This is a genomic window from Delftia sp. RIT313, assembly GCF_000632165.1.
GTDB lineage: Bacteria > Pseudomonadota > Gammaproteobacteria > Burkholderiales > Burkholderiaceae_C > Comamonas > Comamonas acidovorans.
The window spans coordinates 21,468-37,856 of sequence record NZ_JFYT01000060.1; the positions used below are offsets into that span (position 1 = coordinate 21,468).

Annotated in this window: 13 protein-coding genes and 1 pseudogene; 9 read left to right on the forward strand and 5 right to left on the reverse strand. The window is 68.5% G+C overall.

Translation table 11 applies throughout. The features are described 5' to 3' along the window. The 3 genes from BW39_RS18595 to BW39_RS18605 are packed head-to-tail and all read left to right on the forward strand — an operon-like array spanning position 1 to position 3,355. Entirely contained in the window at positions 1-1,485 is a 1,485-nt protein-coding gene (locus tag BW39_RS18595; protein ID WP_043823600.1) for an AMP-binding protein, read from the forward strand. After that, positions 1,482-2,183, forward strand: coding sequence for an alginate O-acetyltransferase AlgF (locus tag BW39_RS18600; RefSeq protein ID WP_043823601.1), 702 nt, complete (start codon positions 1,482-1,484; stop codon positions 2,181-2,183). The genes BW39_RS18595 and BW39_RS18600 overlap by 4 nt, the downstream gene beginning before the upstream one ends. A gap of 26 nt (positions 2,184-2,209) precedes the next feature. Beyond that, complete coding sequence (locus tag BW39_RS18605; RefSeq protein ID WP_043823602.1) at positions 2,210-3,355, forward strand: acyl-CoA dehydrogenase family protein; 1,146 nt, start codon at positions 2,210-2,212, stop codon at positions 3,353-3,355. A 17-nt stretch (positions 3,356-3,372) separates the two neighbouring features. On the opposite strand, the gene BW39_RS18610 is transcribed toward BW39_RS18605, so the two are convergent. The 4 genes from BW39_RS18610 to iolD form a co-directional block, all read right to left on the reverse strand. Continuing rightward, a complete protein-coding gene (locus BW39_RS18610) occupies positions 3,373-4,347 on the reverse strand; it encodes a DUF4434 domain-containing protein (protein ID WP_043823603.1) in 975 nt (324 codons plus the stop codon). 136 nt (positions 4,348-4,483) lie between these two features. Next, positions 4,484-5,581 (reverse strand): porin, encoded by a 1,098-nt coding sequence (locus BW39_RS18615; protein WP_043823604.1) that lies wholly within the window; start codon positions 5,579-5,581, stop codon positions 4,484-4,486. A gap of 44 nt (positions 5,582-5,625) precedes the next feature. Next, positions 5,626-6,552: a myo-inosose-2 dehydratase gene (iolE, locus tag BW39_RS18620; RefSeq protein ID WP_043823605.1), complete on the reverse strand. Its 927-nt coding sequence runs from the start codon at positions 6,550-6,552 to the stop codon at positions 5,626-5,628. A gap of 73 nt (positions 6,553-6,625) precedes the next feature. Beyond that, positions 6,626-8,509, reverse strand: a complete 1,884-nt coding sequence (gene iolD, locus BW39_RS18625; protein WP_043823611.1) for a 3D-(3,5/4)-trihydroxycyclohexane-1,2-dione acylhydrolase (decyclizing) — start codon at positions 8,507-8,509, stop codon at positions 6,626-6,628. 266 nt (positions 8,510-8,775) lie between these two features. Between iolD and BW39_RS18630 the strand changes: the two genes are divergently transcribed. From BW39_RS18630 to BW39_RS18655, 6 genes and pseudogenes are all read left to right on the forward strand, one after another. Beyond that, positions 8,776-9,753 carry a sugar ABC transporter substrate-binding protein gene (locus tag BW39_RS18630; protein WP_043823606.1) on the forward strand — a complete coding sequence of 326 codons (978 nt, stop codon included), beginning with the start codon at positions 8,776-8,778 and terminating at the stop codon, positions 9,751-9,753. 3 nt (positions 9,754-9,756) lie between these two features. After that, positions 9,757-11,322 carry a sugar ABC transporter ATP-binding protein gene (locus BW39_RS18635; RefSeq protein ID WP_052155373.1) on the forward strand — a complete coding sequence of 522 codons (1,566 nt, stop codon included), beginning with the start codon at positions 9,757-9,759 and terminating at the stop codon, positions 11,320-11,322. 28 nt (positions 11,323-11,350) lie between these two features. Continuing rightward, positions 11,351-12,400: an ABC transporter permease gene (locus tag BW39_RS18640; RefSeq protein WP_043823607.1), complete on the forward strand. Its 1,050-nt coding sequence runs from the start codon at positions 11,351-11,353 to the stop codon at positions 12,398-12,400. A gap of 45 nt (positions 12,401-12,445) precedes the next feature. Next, positions 12,446-12,730 (forward strand): annotated as a pseudogene (locus BW39_RS18645) (TIM barrel protein); the annotation flags it as partial. 15 nt (positions 12,731-12,745) lie between these two features. Continuing rightward, positions 12,746-13,759: a Gfo/Idh/MocA family protein gene (locus BW39_RS18650; protein WP_043823610.1), complete on the forward strand. Its 1,014-nt coding sequence runs from the start codon at positions 12,746-12,748 to the stop codon at positions 13,757-13,759. A gap of 11 nt (positions 13,760-13,770) precedes the next feature. Then, on the forward strand, positions 13,771-14,943 hold the full coding sequence (locus BW39_RS18655; RefSeq protein WP_043823613.1) for a Gfo/Idh/MocA family protein: 1,173 nt from the start codon (positions 13,771-13,773) through the stop codon (positions 14,941-14,943). A gap of 88 nt (positions 14,944-15,031) precedes the next feature. On the opposite strand, the gene BW39_RS18660 is transcribed toward BW39_RS18655, so the two are convergent. Beyond that, entirely contained in the window at positions 15,032-16,360 is a 1,329-nt protein-coding gene (locus BW39_RS18660; RefSeq protein WP_012204771.1) for a dicarboxylate/amino acid:cation symporter, read from the reverse strand. Positions 16,361-16,389: the final 29 nt, after the last annotated feature.

The window sequence follows — 16,389 nt, forward strand, 5'->3', positions numbered from 1 at the left end:
ATGCGATTCAGTTTTGACCGCTTCGACTTCACCGAGCCCGGCGCCGACACCGCGCGGCCCGCCGTGATCGATGCCGCCGGCACGCTGGACTGGCAGCAACTGGCCCAGGCCGTGGCGCAATGGGAGCAGCAGGCGCTGGCGCGCGGCGCGCGGCGTGACGAGCCGCTGCTGATCACGGGGCACAAGGAGACCGCGTTCCTCGTGGCCATCCTCGGCTGCCTGCGCCTGGGCGTGCCCTTCGTGCCGGTGGACGTGATCAACCCGCCCGAGCGCATGGCGCGCATCGCCACGCTGGTGCAGGCCGGCCTGCACTACGACGCCCAGGCCCGCAGCTTCCTGGACACCGGCATCGCCGCGCAGCCGCTGCAGGAAAAATCGCTGGCCTACATCATGTTCACCTCGGGCAGCACGGGCGATCCCAAGGGCGTGCAGATCGGGCGGGAGAGCCTGGGCCTGTTCGCCGGCTGGATACGCGACTGCCTGGCGCTGGGCGAGACGCCGGTCTTCATGGACCAGATGCTGTTCAGCTTCGACTTTTCGCTGTTCAACTGGATGGGAGCCCTGGTCACGGGCGGCGCCTGCGTGCTGTGCGCGCGCGAGACCATTGCCGACCGCCAGGCCTTTGCCGCCTACCTGGCGGGCACCCATGTGAACGTCTGGGCATCCACGCCCTCCTTCGTGCGCCAGCAGCTGCTGGATGCCGACTTCGACCAGCAGCACCTGCCCGACCTGCGCGTCTTCGTCTTCGGCGCCGAATCGCTCACGCCCACCGTGGCCGAGGCGCTGTGGAGCCGCTTTCCCCAGGCGCGCATCATCAACTCCTACGGCCCCACCGAGGCCACCTGCTCCACCACCTGGGTGGAGATCGACCCCGCGCTGCGCCAGCGCGCGCCGCTGCCCTTTCCCATCGGCCGGGCCAAGCCCTATGCCGATGTGTTCCTGGACGAAGGCGAGATCTGCGTGGCCGGCGACCACGTGATGCGCGGCTACCTGAACCGCCCCGACCTGCACGCCACACGCATGTTCATGCGCAACGGCAAGCGCGGCTACCGCACGGGCGACCTGGGCGAGATCGACGGCGAGGGCCTGGTCACCTTCCACGGCCGGCGCGACGACCAGATCAAGATGCACGGCTACCGCATCGAGCTGGCCGAGGTCGATGCCGTGCTGGCCACCCTGCCCGGCGTGCGCGCAGGCGCGGCGGTGGCACTCAAGCGGCCCGATGGCTTCATCGTGCGCATGATCGGCTTCGTGGACCTGGACCGCAGCGGCCCGCCCGGCATGCAGCCCCTGCCCGAAGACCTGGCCGGGTGGCGCGAACTGCTGGCCCAGCGCGTGCCGCCCTACATGATTCCGTCGGAACTGCTGGCCTGCCACGGCTTTCCGCTGACGCAGACTGACAAGGCCGACCGCAAGCAACTGGAGCGCATGTACCTTGATGCACGCATGCGCCCCGCCAAGGAAACCAAGGACCCGCAGGCATGACCTCCGCTTTTTCCCCCGTGATGCGTACCGTCGCGCTCGCCCTGGCCGGCCTGGCCGGGCTCTCCTGCCTGCCCGCCGCGCATGCCGAAGGCACGCTGGCCCAGCTCTATGCGGCGCGCCCGCCCGCAGGCTCGTCCTTCGTGCGCGTGGTCCACCCCGACGCGGGCAGCCTGCGCGTGAAGATAGGCGGCGGCCCCGAGCAGACGCTGTCCGGTAGCAAGCCGGCCAGCAGCTACGCCATCGTCAAGGGCGACACGCCCTTTGCCATTCAGCTGGACGGCAAGAGCGCCGGCAGCATGAAGGTGGCGCCGGGCAGCTTCACCACCCTGGTGCCGCAGCGCCAGGGCAAGAACGCGGCCGCGCGCTTCACGTCCATCGACGACTCCGGCGGAAGCCAGGACGCGCTCAAGGCCGAGCTGCGCTTCTACAACCTGATCGACGATTGCACCGAAGGCGGGCTCAAGATCGCCGGGACGGGCACGCCGCTGTTCACGGGCGTGGCGCCCGCCAAGTCGGCCAGCCGCTCCATCAACCCGGTCAGTGCCCAGCTCGCCGCCACCTGCGCCACTGCGGCCAGCGCGCCGCTGGCACTGCCCCAGCTGCAGCCGGGCGACCACTACAGCCTGTTCATGACGGGTACGGCCGCCGCACCCGTGCTGCGCGGCCAGGCCAGCGCCACCGACACCTATCGTCCCTGACCCAGCCCAAGGAGACCGACACAGACATGCGCACCCGCTCCGTATTGCGTGAAGACCACCTGCTGTTCAAGGAACAGGTGGACCGATTCGTGGCCACCGAGATCCTGCCCCACATCAATGACTGGGAGGCCGAGGGCATCACGCCGCGCGCCCTGTGGCGCAAGGCCGGCGACAGCGGCCTGCTCAACTGCGACCTGCCTCCGCCCTACGGCCAGGGCGGCGACTTCGGCCACGCGGCCGTGGTCATCGAGGCGCTGGCGCGCGCCAACTGCCTGGGCATCGGCTTTTCCATCCATTCCGACATGGTGGCGCCCTATCTCTGGAACTTCGGCACGCAGGTGCAGAAGGACCGCTGGCTGCCGCGCATGGCCACGGGCGAGCTGATCGGCGCCATCGCCCTGACCGAGCCCGGCGCGGGCAGCGACCTCAAGGCCGTGCGCACGCGCGCCCGCCGCAAGAGCGAGAGTGAGGGTGACGGCTACGTGCTCAACGGCCAGAAAACCTTCATCACCAACGGCGTCAACGCCGGCCTGATGGTGGTGCTGGCCAGCACCGAGCCCGACCTGGGCGCGCGCGGCCTGTCGCTGTTCGTGGTGGAAGAAGGCATGAAGGGCCTGGGCAAGGGCCCCGCCCTGCGCAAGATAGGCCAGCACAGCCAGGACACCTGCGAGCTGTTCTTCGACGAACTGCACCTGCCGGCCGACCACCTGCTAGGGCGCGAAAACGCCGCCTTCGAGCATGTGACGCAGGAGCTGGCGCAGGAGCGGCTGGCGATCGCGCTGCGTGCGGCAGCCTCCACCGAAGGCATGCTGGATGAGGCCGCCGAGTTCGTGCGCAACCGCAAGGTCTTCGGGCGCCGCGTGCTCGACTACCAGAACACCCGCTTCAAGTTCGCCGACGCGCTGGCCAAGACCACCATGCTGCGCGTCTTCCTGGACGACTGCCTGGCCCAGCACATGGAAGGCTCACTGGACTCCGTCACCGCCGCCATGGCCAAGCTCAACGCCACCGAGCTGCAGGGCCAGGTGCTGGACGAACTGCTGCAACTGCACGGCGGCTACGGCTACATGGCCGAATACGGCATTGGCCGCGCCTGGGCCGATGCACGGGCGCTGCGGATCTTCGGCGGAAGCAGCGAGATCCTCAGAGAGATCATCGGCAAGCGCTTCTGACCCGGCAGCCACCGCGCTCAGCGGGCGGCGACCTTCCACTCGCGCAACAGTTGCCGGGCCTCAGGCGTGTCGTTCAGCACCCAGGGGTCGATGGCGAAGGCGACGACGCGCTGGGCGCCGTAGTCGCGGGCCACGTCCCACTGGCGGCGCACGCGCTCGAAGCTGGCCGTGCGCGCCTGGAAGTCCGAGCCATCGGGCCGCGTGGGCGGCAGTTGCTCGAACAGTTCCACGATGAGGTCGAACGGCGCCCTGCGCTCGAGCAGCATCTGCTGCAGCGGTGCCAGCGCCTCGTAGTTGCGCAGTCCCGCCACGCCCACGCCGTCCTGCACCATGGGGCGCAGGGACACCCGGTCCAGCAGGATGCTCCACAGCGTGGGCAGGCTGCCCAGCGTCTGCAACTGGCTGAAATAGGTGGAGATGCCGGGCACCTGGCCGGACGTGGCCGCTGCCGCCTGCGCCAGGGGCTGCAGTGCGCTCACCAGCAGCTCGACGCGCTCGGGCGCGGCCCAGTGGTATTGCTCCAGCTCGTAGGGGATGTACCAGCCGCGAAACGCCGCATGGCGCGGCCAGGTGCTGGCGTACATGTGGCTGGCGCCCTGCTCGGCAATATGCGCCAGATAGGGCGCGGGGCCTGCTGCATTGGAAAGGCTGATCTGCTTCCACCAGCGCTCGTCATAGGGCAGGCCCAGGTGCACGCCCATGCCCAGTTCGGTGCAGATGTCCAGCAGGTCGGCAATCTGCGCGTCGGCCAGCATCCAGCTGTCCGCCTCGGTATCGCCCAGCAGGCCGCTCCATTGCACGAACAGCTCCCGGCAGCCCAGCGCCTGGGTGGCGGCCAGGCGCTGGCGCCATTGATCGCGCGGCATCTCCAGATGGCTGCGCCACGGCTGCAGGAAGCTGCCCGACACGGGCGCCGAGGCCGCGCAACCGACCAGCGAGGCACAGGCGGCGGCCGCGCCGGCGCCGAGGAATTCGCGTCTGGACAAATGCATGGTGGGAACGGCCGCAAGGCTGCGTGAAGCGAAGCACCAAGAATACAGCCAAGCGGCGCGGCAGCCGCCCCGCAAGAGCCGGCTCACCCGGACTTGACCCGGCCGGGCCGAGGGTTGATGCGCGGCGAAGGCGGCTTCAGAACGAGTGCACGACGCCCGCGTAAAGCCCCTGCTGGCCCGAACCAGGAAGCGGCTTGCCGCTGTTGGCCTCCACCGAGAACGAGGCTGTGCCCCCGTTGGAGAGGGTGCCGACCGTGCCATACAGCATGGTGCGCCGGGAAAGATGGTAGTTGGCCCCCAGGCTCACCAGGCTGGCGCCGCCGCCACTGCGGTTGGCGCGGTAGGCGCCGCCCACCAGCACCAGGGCCGGCGTGGCCTGGTAGTTGGCGCCCATCCAGTAGGTCTGCTGCCTGCGGGCGCCTGCCGGGTTGTCGGCGTCGGCCACCGTCAGCGCACCTGACCGGATCTGGCTGTAGCCTGTGAACAGCTTGAGGCCGCCCACGCGGTAGGTTGCGCCCACCGTGTACAGGCGCGATGCCGTGTAGAGCGAACTGAACGCGCCGTTGCCGTCGCGGATTTCCTCGTAGAAGGCCTTGAGCACCAGCGGCCCCTGCTCATAGCCCACGCTGGCGGCGGCCTGGCGCCCGGCCCGGGAACGGCCCGCCTCTCCGTTCAGCCCCAGCTGGGTGCGAAACGAGAGCCCGCCCCAGGCCGGCGACTGGTAGCTGATGGCATTGGGGCGCGACCCCCAGGTCCGGTTGCCCTGCAGCGTGCCCGCGCCCATGGCCTGCAGGCCCATGGGGTCCAGCGCCCAGACCTCGCCATCGGGAATGCCCATGGCCCGGCCCAGCAGCAGCGTGCCGTACGTCTGGCTTCGCAGGCCGACCACCGCATAGCGGCTGAAGAAGCTGTCGCCCACCGTGCCGTCGTCGGCGGAGAACTGGCTTTCGAGATGGAAGACAGCGCTCAGGCCGCCACCCAGGTCCTCGGCCCCGCGCAGCCCCCACCAGGTTGCGCCCCATTGCCCGGCGTGCCGGAGTTGTCCGGAAGACCGGCCCGGCCCTTCGGCAATCCGGTTCATGTAGTCGACGCCGCTGACGATGCGCCCATACAGCGTGACGCTGCCTTGCGCCGTGGCCAGACTGGCTGCGCCGGCCAGCGCCGCAGCGCACAGGCAAGGCACGGTGACCCGGGCCGTAGGGCCCCGCAGGGCGTGGTGGATTGCAGATGTCATGACGGTGTCCTCCCTTGGTTTTCATGCCTCGATGCCGGATGGCCTCAGGCGCCCAGCCGGTCCACGAGCGCGCGCAGCGTCTCGTAGCCCTTTTTCGCGTATGCGTAGCCGGGCGCGATGGAGGGGTCCTGCTCGGCCTCGACCACCAGCCAGCCCTGGTAGCCGGCATCCCTGAGCGTGCGCAGCACCGCCTCGAAGTCGAGCGCGCCGTCGCCCGGCACCGTGAAGATGCCGTTGACCACGCCCTGCAGAAAGCTCCAGTCGCCCTGGCGTGCCTGGGCAATCACCTGGGGACGCACATCCTTGCAATGCACATGCGCCACGCGCGCCACATGTTTTTTCAGCAGCGCCGCCGGATCGGCCGCCCCGCCGTAGTAGGCATGGCCGGTATCGAACAGCAGGAAGACCTTGCGCGGATCGGTCAGCGCCATCAGGCGGTCCACATCCTGCGGGGACTCCACATGGGCGCCCATGTGGTGGTGATAGGCCAGCCGGATGCCGTAACACTCCAGCAGGTGCGCGCCAAAGGCATCCAGCCGCCACGCATAGCGCTGCCAGGCCGCATCGTCGGCAAAGCGCGGGCGCCGGGACACAGGCGTGCCGATCTGCGCCTGGACCGTGCCCGCGCATTCGCCATAGACCACCACGTCGACGCCGTTGTGGCGCAGCCTGTCCATGTGGGGCTTGCAGCGCTCGGCCTCGGCGGCAATCGCCTGTGCATCGCTGCCCGCATCGGCCTGCGCCAGAAAACCCGAGTACCAGCCGGAGACGCAGGCCAGCCCGTACGCGTCAAGCCTGGCCTTGAGCGCGGGGCCGGTTTTCGGAAACTTGTTGCCCAGCTCGAAGCCCGCGTAGCCGATCTCGGCGCCCTCCTTCAGTGCCGTGTCCAGCGGCGTATCGCCCCCCAGCGAAGGGAGGTCGTCGTTCATCCAGGACAGGGGATTGATACCGATGCGTACCTTCCAGGTCATGCGAGTCCTCCTTGGGGCAGATGGGCAGTTAGGCAGATGGGCAGAAGTCGGACGGGGCGACGGTTGTGCGGCGTCAGCGCCGCTGGCCTGCCTTGTGATGCAGGTACTCGCGCCGCGCGCCCTGGACCTCGGGGCGGCCCGAGACCTCGGGCACGGCGACATCCCACCAGGCGCCGCCATCGGCCGTGGTGCGGCGGTGGGTGGTGTCTATGACCAGCACCTGGCTGCGGCGGGACGCCCGCGCACGCAGCATTTCGCGGCGCAGTTCCTGCACACCCCCCACGTGGACGGCCTCGGCCCCCATCGCAGCGGCATGGCGGGCGAAATCGATGGACGAGCGCTCGCCGCCCTGCGGCACGCAGTCGTCGAGCATGTTGTTGAAGCTGGCGCCGCCGCAGCGCACCTGCAGCCGCTCTATGCAGCCGTAGCCACGGTTGTCCAGCACCACGACGATGATCTTTCGGCCCAGCAGCACCGAGGTGGCCAGCTCGGCGTTGAGCATCATGTAGGAGCCATCGCCCACGAGCACGATGACCTCGCGCTCGGGCCGCGCCAGCTTCACGCCCAGGCCGCCCGCGATCTCGTAGCCCATGCAGGAATAGGCATAGTCCACGTGGTAGTTGCCCGGCAGGCCGCTGCGCCACAGCTTGTGCAGCTCGGCCGGCAGCGTGCCCGCCGCACAGACCACGATGTCGCTACAGGCGCTGTCCAGCCCGGCGTCGGCGGCCGATTCGCGCACGGCGCCTATCACCTCGGCGTCATAGGGCAGCTCGCCCTTGGGCACGTGCAAAGTCAGCGCCGCCACGCGCTCTGCCCAGGCCGCAGCCCGGGCGCGGCTGTCGGCTGTCCACTGCGGATCGGCGCGCCAGCCGGCCAATCCCGCGCCAAGCTGGGCCAGGCCGACACGCGCATCGGCCACCAGCGGCTGGCCGCGTTTCCTGGCGGCATCCAGGGGCTGCACGTTCAGGCCCAGCACCCTGGCATGGCCGTACAGCGCATGCGAGCCGCTGGTGAAATCCTGCTGCCGCGTGCCGACGGCCAGCAGCACATCGCATTGCCGGGCCGCGTGGTTGGCGGCGGGCGAGCCCGTGACGCCCATGGCGCCCAGGTTGAGCGGGTGGTCCCAGGCCAGGCTGCCCTTGCCGGCCTGCGACTCGGCCACCGGCACGCCATGCGTTTCGGCAAACACGCGCAAGGCCTCCCAGGCCTGGCTGTACAGCACGCCGCCGCCCGCCACGATCAGCGGCCTTTTGGCGGAGGCCAGCAAGGCCACGGCCTCGGCCAGCCCGGCAGCGTCGGCCGGCTGGCGGCGCAGGCGGATCAGCGGCGGGTGGAAGAAATCCATGGGCCAGTCGAAGGCCTGGGTCTGCACATCCTGCGGCAGCGCAAGGCAGACGGGGCCGCACTGGGCCGGGTCGGTCATGACCTGGATGGCACGCGGCAAGGCCACCAGCAATTGCTCGGGCTGCATGATGCGGTCGAAGTAGCGCGTGACCGGGCGCAGGCAGTCATTGGCGCTCAGATCACCCTGCTCGAAGCTCTCCACCTGCTGCAGAACGGGATCGGGCAGGCGCGAGGCAAAGATGTCCCCGGGCAGCAGCAACAGCGGCAGCCGCGCCACATGCGCCAGCGCAGCCGGGGTCACCAGGTTGGTGGCGCCGGGCCCGATGCTCGAGGTCACGGCCATCATGCGCTGGCGAAAGTGCGCCTTGGCAAAGGCCACGGCCGCATGGGCCATGCCCTGTTCGCTGTGGGCGCGCAGCGTGGGCAGCCGCTGCCGTTCGGCATGCAGGGCCTCGCCCAGCCCGGCCACGTTGCCATGTCCGAAGATGGCGAATACCCCTGCGCAATAGGGCTGGACGGCGGTGCGGCCATCGGGCTGCATGACCTCGGCCTGCAGGGCGGCCAGGTAGCGGACCAGCGCCTGGCTGACGGTCAATCTCACGGTGCCGGTCACGGTGCCTGTCATCTCTTGTCTTGCCTTTCCATGGCCATTGCTCAAGGGCTGTCCGCAGGCAGCGCTTGGCCAGCGTTCAGAACATGGAAAAAGATTAAAACTATTAGAAATTTTTTTCCTTAGGTGTATTTACTTAGAAATTAATTTCCAAAAATTAGAGGGACAGAACTACATTTCTCCTCAGGGTCCGGGGCAATCCGGTGTTTGGCGAGTCAAGGCGGGATGTGAACGCGCCCCGCTGCCGCTCAAGGACAAGGAGACGAGGGATGAGGAAAAACCACCTGCTGGCGGCCATTGCCGCCGCCTTTCTGGCAGCACTGCCCGTGCATTCCCAGGCTCAGACGCAGAAGCAGACACAGGCGCAAGCCCACGCGCAGCCCCTCAGGATCGGCGTGGCGATGGCGCTCTTCGACGACACCGGCCTGACCATCCTGCGCAACGGCATCGTGGACGCGGCCAAAAAACACGGGGCCGAGCTGCAGATCGAGGACGCCAGCAACGATGTGGGCAAGCAGCTGAGCCAGATCCAGAACATGATTGCCCAGCGGGCCGACGCCATCATCGTCAACCCGGTGGACACCGACGCCACGCCCAGAATCACCCGCATGGTGAGCGACGCCGGGATCGCGCTGGTCTACGTGAACCGCCAGCCCGTCGATTTGGACAAGCTGCCCGCAGGCACCGCCGTGGTGGCCTCCGACGAAAAACTCTCGGGCACGCTACAGGCCCGCCAGGTCTGCAAGCTGCTGGAGGGCCGCGGCAACATCCTGGTGCTGATGGGGGAGCTCTCCAACGAATCGGCGCGCACCCGCACCCGCGACATCGAGGAAGTGGCGGCCACGCCCGAATGCGCGGACATGAAGATCCTCGACAAGCGCGAGGGCAAGTGGAGCCGCACGCAGGGCCAGGACATCACCATGAACTGGCTGAGCTCGGGCATGAAGTTCGACGCCATCCTCGCCAACAACGACGAGATGGCGATTGGTGCCATCAACGCGCTGAAGGCGGCCCGCAAGTGGAGGCCCGACACCATCGTGGCCGGCATAGACGCCACGCCCGACGGGCTGTCGTCCATGAAGAACGGCGACCTCAAGGTCTCCGTCTTCCAGAACCTGGCCGGACAGGGCGCCAAGGCGGTCGATGCCGCCCTGCGCCTGGCCGGCAAACAGCCCGTGGAGCGCTTCGTGAACGTGCCCTTCGAGCTGGTGACGCCCGAGAACATGGGCCAGTACGCCAGGCCCTGAGCCATGTCCGCATCCCCTCTGCCCGGTCCGGACCGCGGCCCACCCGCGCCTGCCGCACCGCGCGCGCAACACGCGCCCCATGCCTGCAGCGACCTGCTGGAGGTGCGTGGGGTGGGCAAGTCGTTTCCGGGCGTCGTGGCGCTGGCCGATGTGCAGCTGCGCCTGCGCAGCGGCAGCGTGCATGCGCTGATGGGCGAGAACGGTGCCGGCAAATCCACCCTGATGAAGATCATTGCCGGCGTGCATGCGCCCGACACCGGCGAGATCCGCCTCAGGGGCCGGCCCGTCACGCTGCGCAGCCCGCTGGATGCGCTCAGGCAAGGCATTGCCATGATCCACCAGGAGCTGAACCTCATGCCCAGCATGACGGTGGCCGAGAACATCTGGATAGGCCGCGAGCCCGTCAACCGCTTGGGCCTGGTCGACCACCACCAGCTGCGCCAGCGCACCCAGGCCCTGTTCGAGCGGCTGGCCATCGACATGGACCCCGACTCCGAGGTGCGCACGCTGAGCGTGGCCAGCCGCCAGATGGTGGAGATCGCCAAGGCCGTGTCCTTCGACTCCGAGGTGCTGATCATGGACGAGCCCACCTCCGCGCTCACCGACCGGGAGGTGGAGCACCTGTTTCGCATCATCGGCCACCTGCGCGGCCAGGGCAAAGGCATCGTCTACATCACGCACAAGATGAACGAGCTGTTCGAGATCGCCGACGAGTTCTCGGTGTTCCGCGACGGCAGGTACATAGGCACGCATGCATCGGCCGATGTCACGCGCGACGACATCATCCGCATGATGGTCGGGCGCGAGATCACCCGGATGTTCCCCAAGCAGGACGTGGCCCTGGGCGATGTGGTGCTCTCGGTGGACGGGCTGGGCGTCGAGGGCGTGTTCCATGGCCTGCGCTTCGAGCTGCGCGCCGGGGAGATCCTGGGCGTGGCCGGCCTGGTGGGCTCCGGGCGCTCCAATCTTGCCGAGGCGCTGTTCGGCGTCGTGCCCGCCACCTGCGGCGAGATCCGCATCGGCGGCGAGCCGGTGCGCATCACCTCGCCTGCCCAGGCCATGCGGCTGGGCATGGCCTTTCTCACCGAGGACCGCAAGGACACGGGCTGCTTCATGGGCCTGGACCTGCTGGCCAACATGGAGGTGGCGCTGCTGCACGAGCGCCATGTGCGCTGGGGTCTGGTCGCGCATGCCGCCGTGGCGCGCGAATGCGAGGACATGGCCCGCACGCTGCAGGTCCGGTCCCCCGGGCTGCACGAGGACATCCGCAACCTGTCGGGCGGCAACCAGCAAAAGGTGCTGATCGGCCGCTGGCTGCTGACGCGCCCGCGCATCCTCATCCTGGACGAGCCGACGCGCGGCATCGACGTGGGCGCCAAGGCCGAGATCCATCGCCTCGTGGGCGCGCTCGCGGCCCAGGGAACTGCCGTGCTGATGGTCTCCTCGGAAATGCCCGAGGTGCTGGGCATGAGCGACCGCATCCTGGTCATGCATGAGGGGCGCATGACCGGCATCGTCGAGCGCAGGGACGCAGACCAGGTGCGGATCATGGAACTGGCCTCCCGCTGAGCCCCGATACGCAACGGAGACACGCAAGATGAGCAATTCCCAGACGGTTTCGCAAGCCCAAACGCAAACGCAAACCCAAGCGCGGGCCCAGCCCGCCCGAAAGCAGCGCGCCCGGTGGCCGCCGGAGCTCAGCATCTTCCTCGTGCTGCTGGGCATCGCCCTGTTCTTCGAGGCGGCAGGCTGGCTCACCGTGGGCCAGAGCTTTCTGCTCAACGCCGAGCGGCTGCAGATCATCGTGCTGCAGATGGCGGTGGTCGGCATCATCGCCGTGGGCGTCAACTTGGTCATCATCACCAGCGGCATCGACCTGTCCTCCGGCTCCGTGGTGGCCGCCGCCGCCGTGGTGTCGGCCAGCCTGGCGCAGGTATCGGACTTTCCGCGCGCGGTGTTCCCCCAACTCACCGATCTGCCCGTGGTCTGGCCCGTGCTGGCCGGCATGTGCGTGGGCCTGATGGTCGGGCTGATCAATGGCTCGCTGATCGCCTTCACCGGCATCCCGCCCTTCATCGCCACGCTGGGCACCATGGTCGCGGCACGCGGCTTTGCCAAGTGGTTCACCAACGGCACGCCCGTCTCCATGCTGACGGACGAGTTCGCCGCGCTGGGCTCCGGCGCCCATCCGGTGCTCATCTTCCTGGTGCTTGCCGCCGTCTTCCACACCGTGCTGCGCCATACGCGCTTTGGCAAGTTCACCTATGCCATCGGCGCCAACCGCCAGGCTGCCGTGGTCTCGGGCATCAACGTGCGCCGGCATCTGGTCTGGGTCTACATGATTGCCGGCGTGCTCAGCGGCATCGCCGGCACGGTGACGGCGGCGCGGGCCATCTCCGGCCAGTCCGGCATGGGCGTCATGTACGAGCTCGATGCGATCGCCGCCGTCGTGATCGGCGGCACCTCGCTGGCGGGCGGCGTGGGCCGCGTCACCGGCACGGTGATCGGCGTGCTGATCCTGGGCGTCATGACCTCGGGCTTCACCTTCATCCGCATCGACGCCTACTACCAGGAGATGGTCAAGGGCGCCATCATCGTCGCGGCCGTGGTCGCCGACCAGTACCGCAACAAGAAGGCGCGGCGCTGACGGCGCGCCCTGCAGGGAGGCATCATGAAAATCGCCCTCGATCCCTACCTGGCGGGCGAAGACCTGTTCTTTCCCGAACAGACCGGGCTGGTGCATGTCTCGGGCGTCGAGGACCGCTAGCTGGAGAGCGGTCAGATGCGCGACGGCCATCGCGTGCTGGTCGGCGAAGGCGACCGCCTGGGCAACATCGCCCAGTTGCGCGCCCTGCTCGATCGCGGCTGCAGCGCCCCGGTCTCGTTCGAGCCGTTCGCGGAAGGGATCACGCAAGCGGCCGACAGCGAGGCTTTGCTGCGGCAAAGCATGGACTTCATCCGCCATTCATTGCTTTGACGAGGAGAGGACGACATGACATTGCAGATCGGAGTGATTGGCTGCGGGGCCATAGGCCAGGACCATGTCCGCAGGATGTGCCAGACGCTGTCGGGCGCACGGGTAGTGGCGGTGACGGACATCGATGCGCAGCAGGTGCGTGAGGTGATGGCCCGGCACGGCCCGGACATCGAGGCCTTTGACAGCGGCCCGGCGCTGATTGCCGCGCCGCAGGTGCAGGCGGTACTGGTCACGTCCTGGGGGCCCACGCACGAGGAACTGGTGCTGGCGGCCATCGCCCAGGGCAAGCCGGTGTTCTGCGAAAAGCCGCTGGCAGTCACCGCTGCCGGCTGCCTGCGCATCGTGCAGGCGGAGATGGCCCATGGGCAGCGGCTGGTGCAGGTCGGCTTCATGCGCCCCTACGACGCAGGCTACCGGGCATTGCGGCAGGCCATCGCCAGCGGCCAGATCGGTGCGCCGCTGATGGTGCACTGCGCGCACCGCAATCCCTGCGTGGCCGACGGCTACACCACCGGCATGGCCATCACCGATACGCTGATCCATGAGCTTGATGTGCTGCGCTGGCTGCTGGACGACGAATACGCCAGTGCCCAGGTGGTGTACCCGAAGAGAACGCGCCACGCCCTGCCCCATCTGGCCGACCCGCAGATCGTTTTGCTGGAGACCGTGGGCGGCATCCGCATCGATGTGGAGGTGTTCGTCAACTGCCGCTATGGCTACGACATCCAGTGCGAAGTGGTGGGCGAGACAGGCATTGCGCGCCTGCCCGACCCCGCAGCCGTCCCCCTGAAAAGCGCGGCCGTGTACTCCATACCCATACTCACCGACTGGAAGCAGCGCTTCATGGCCGCCTATGACGTGGAGCTGCAGGCCTTCATCGACGGCGTGCGCGGCCAGCGGCTGACGGGTCCCTCGGCCTGGGACGCCCATGCCGCCGCCGTGGCCGCCGATGCCTGCGTGCTGGCCCAGTCCTCCGGCGCCGTAGAGCGCATGGCGGCGGCGCCCCGGCCCGCGTTCTACCAAAGCTGAAGGTGAACACCATGATCGACGCAACACCCATGCCCGGCCACCCGATTGCCTGGGCCATGGTCGGCGGGGGACAGGACAGCCAGATCGGCCCGGTGCACCGATCGGCGGCGCAGCGCGACCACGGCTTGCAGCTGGTGGCTGGGGCCTTCGACATCGACCCGGTGCGCGGCCGGCAGTTCGGCGAGCGGCTGGGCCTGGATGCGCAGCGCTGCTATGCCGACTACCGCGCCATGTTCGAGGCCGAGGCGCTCCGCCCGGACGGCATCCGCGCCGTGTCCATCGCCACGCCCAACAACACCCATTTCGAGATCTGCAGGGCCGCGCTGCTGGCGGGGCTGCACGTGGTCTGCGAAAAGCCGCTGTGCTTCACCACGGCCGAAGCTCTGCAGCTGCTGGAGCTGTCGCGTGCCAGCAGGCGGATCGTGGGCGTGGCCTACGGCTACGCGGGCCACCAGCTCATGGAGCAGGCGCGCGAGATGGTCGCGCAGGGCGAGCTGGGCGAGATCCGCATCGTGCAGATGCAGTTCTCGCACGGCTTTCACAGCGAGGCGGTGGAAGCCTCCAGCCCGGCCGCGCGCTGGCGCATGGACCCGGCCCATGCCGGCCCCAGCTATGTGCTGGGCGACCTCGGCACGCATCCGCTGTACCTCTCGCAGCTGGTGCTGCCCGGGCTGGAGATAGAGCGGCTGATGTGCTCGCGGCAGAGCTTCATCGGCAGCCGCGCCCCGCTGGAGGACAACGCCCTCGCCCTCATGCAGTACCGGGGCGGCGCCATGGGCTATCTGTGGGCCTGCGCGGTCAACAGCGGCTCCATGCATGGGCAAAGGCTGCGTGTCATCGGCTCGAAGGCCAGCCTGGAATGGTGGGACGAGCATCCCAACCAGTTGCGCCACGAAATCCAGGGCCGGCCGGCCCAGGTGCTCGATCGCGGCATGGACTACCTGCATCCCGCTGCACGGCAGGAAGACCGCATCGGCGCCGGCCATGCCGAGGGCCTGTTCGAGGCCTGGGCCAACCTCTACCGCCGCTTCGCCCTGGCCATGCATGCCACGGACCGGGGCGACAGCCTGGCCCTGGGCAAGATCCGCTATCCGGACATCCAGGCGGGCGTCGAGGGAGTGCGCTGGGTGGAGAACTGCGTGCGTTCGGCCGACGCAGGCGGGGTGTGGATCGACTATCGCTGAGAGCGATGCGGGGCGCATCGCAAGCGAATGCGGCGGCCAAGGCCGCCGCATCGAGCAGGAGAGGGTTTGGTGCCCGGGGCCTGCGGACTCAGGCCTTGACGGCTGCGGCCTCGGCAGGCAGGGCCTGCACAGGCTCTCCATCCAGGGCGGCGTTGAGCTTGCTGTAGTCCAGCTCGTTTTCCCAGCGCGAGACCACCACGGTGGCCACGGCATTGCCCATGAAGTTGGTCAGCGAGCGGCACTCGCTCATGAAGCGGTCCACGCCCAGGATCAGGGCCATGCCGGCCACGGGCACTTCGGGCACCACGGCCAGCGTGGCGGCCAGGGTGATGAAGCCCGCGCCGGTCACGCCGGCAGCGCCCTTGGAGCTGAGCATGGCCACCAGCAGCAGCGCGATCTCATGGCCCAGGGTCAGGTGGGTGTTGGTGGCCTGGGCGATGAACAGCGCGGCCAGCGTCATGTAGATGTTGGTGCCGTCCAGGTTGAAGGAGTAGCCCGTGGGCACGACCAGGCCGACCACGGACTTGCCGCAGCCGGCGCGCTCCATCTTCTGCATCAGCGAAGGCAGGGCCGATTCCGAGGACGAGGTGCCCAGCACCAGCAGCAGTTCCGCCTTCAGGTAGCGCGCCAGCTTGAGCACCGAGAAGCCGCACAGCCGCGCCACGAAGCCCAGCACCACGACCACGAAGAGCAGCGAGGTGATGTAGAACGAGCCCACCAGCCAGGCCAGGTTCACCAGCGAACCCAGGCCGAACTTGCCGATGGTGAAGGCGATGGCGCCAAAGGCTCCCAGCGGCGCAGCCTTCATCAGGATGCCGACCAGCTTGAACACGGGGGCCGTCAGCGCCTCCAGGAAGTTGAGCACGGGCTTGCCCGCATCACCGACCATGGCCAGCGAGATGCCGAACAGCACGGCCACGAACAGCACCTGCAGGATGTTGTCGCCCACGAAGGGGCTGACCAGCGTCTTGGGGATGATGTCCATGGCAAAGCCGGTGAGCGTCAGCTCGTGCGACTTGGCCACATAGCCCTTGACGGCGGCCTGGTCCAGGTCGGCCGGGTTGATGTTCATGCCCGCGCCCGGCTGCACCACGTGCGCCACCACCATGCCGACCACCAGGGCCAGCGTGGAGAAGAACAGGAAGTAGGCCATGGCCTTGAGGAACACGCGGCCCACGGTGCGCAGGTGCGTCATGCCCGCAATGCCGGTGACGATGGTCAGGAAGATCACCGGCGCGATGATCATCTTCACCAGCTTGATGAAGGCATCGCCCAGCGGCTTGAACTGCTCGGCGTACTGGGGCTCGAAGTGGCCTAGCAGCACGCCTGCCACGATGGCGACCACCACCTGGAAATACAGCTGGCGGTAGAAAGGCAGCCGCTCGGGGCTGGCGGCGTGGGTGGGGACGGCATGCATGGTGCGGCTCCGGCGGGACTGTGTGGGGG

What these genes read in the sequence shown, in the direction of transcription:
- BW39_RS18660 (WP_012204771.1), bottom strand. Translation starts at nt 16,360, where the DNA reads ATGCATGCCGTCCCCACCCACGCCGCCAGCCCCGAGCGGCTGCCTTTC.
- BW39_RS18615 (WP_043823604.1), bottom strand. Translation starts at nt 5,581, where the DNA reads ATGACATCTGCAATCCACCACGCCCTGCGGGGCCCTACGGCCCGGGTC.
- iolE (WP_043823605.1), bottom strand. Translation starts at nt 6,552, where the DNA reads ATGACCTGGAAGGTACGCATCGGTATCAATCCCCTGTCCTGGATGAAC.
- BW39_RS18605 (WP_043823602.1), top strand. Translation starts at nt 2,210, where the DNA reads ATGCGCACCCGCTCCGTATTGCGTGAAGACCACCTGCTGTTCAAGGAA.
- BW39_RS18635 (WP_052155373.1), top strand. Translation starts at nt 9,757, where the DNA reads ATGTCCGCATCCCCTCTGCCCGGTCCGGACCGCGGCCCACCCGCGCCT.
- BW39_RS18600 (WP_043823601.1), top strand. Translation starts at nt 1,482, where the DNA reads ATGACCTCCGCTTTTTCCCCCGTGATGCGTACCGTCGCGCTCGCCCTG.
- BW39_RS18630 (WP_043823606.1), top strand. Translation starts at nt 8,776, where the DNA reads ATGAGGAAAAACCACCTGCTGGCGGCCATTGCCGCCGCCTTTCTGGCA.
- BW39_RS18610 (WP_043823603.1), bottom strand. Translation starts at nt 4,347, where the DNA reads ATGCATTTGTCCAGACGCGAATTCCTCGGCGCCGGCGCGGCCGCCGCC.
- BW39_RS18640 (WP_043823607.1), top strand. Translation starts at nt 11,351, where the DNA reads ATGAGCAATTCCCAGACGGTTTCGCAAGCCCAAACGCAAACGCAAACC.
- BW39_RS18650 (WP_043823610.1), top strand. Translation starts at nt 12,746, where the DNA reads ATGACATTGCAGATCGGAGTGATTGGCTGCGGGGCCATAGGCCAGGAC.
- BW39_RS18655 (WP_043823613.1), top strand. Translation starts at nt 13,771, where the DNA reads ATGATCGACGCAACACCCATGCCCGGCCACCCGATTGCCTGGGCCATG.
- BW39_RS18595 (WP_043823600.1), top strand. Translation starts at nt 1, where the DNA reads ATGCGATTCAGTTTTGACCGCTTCGACTTCACCGAGCCCGGCGCCGAC.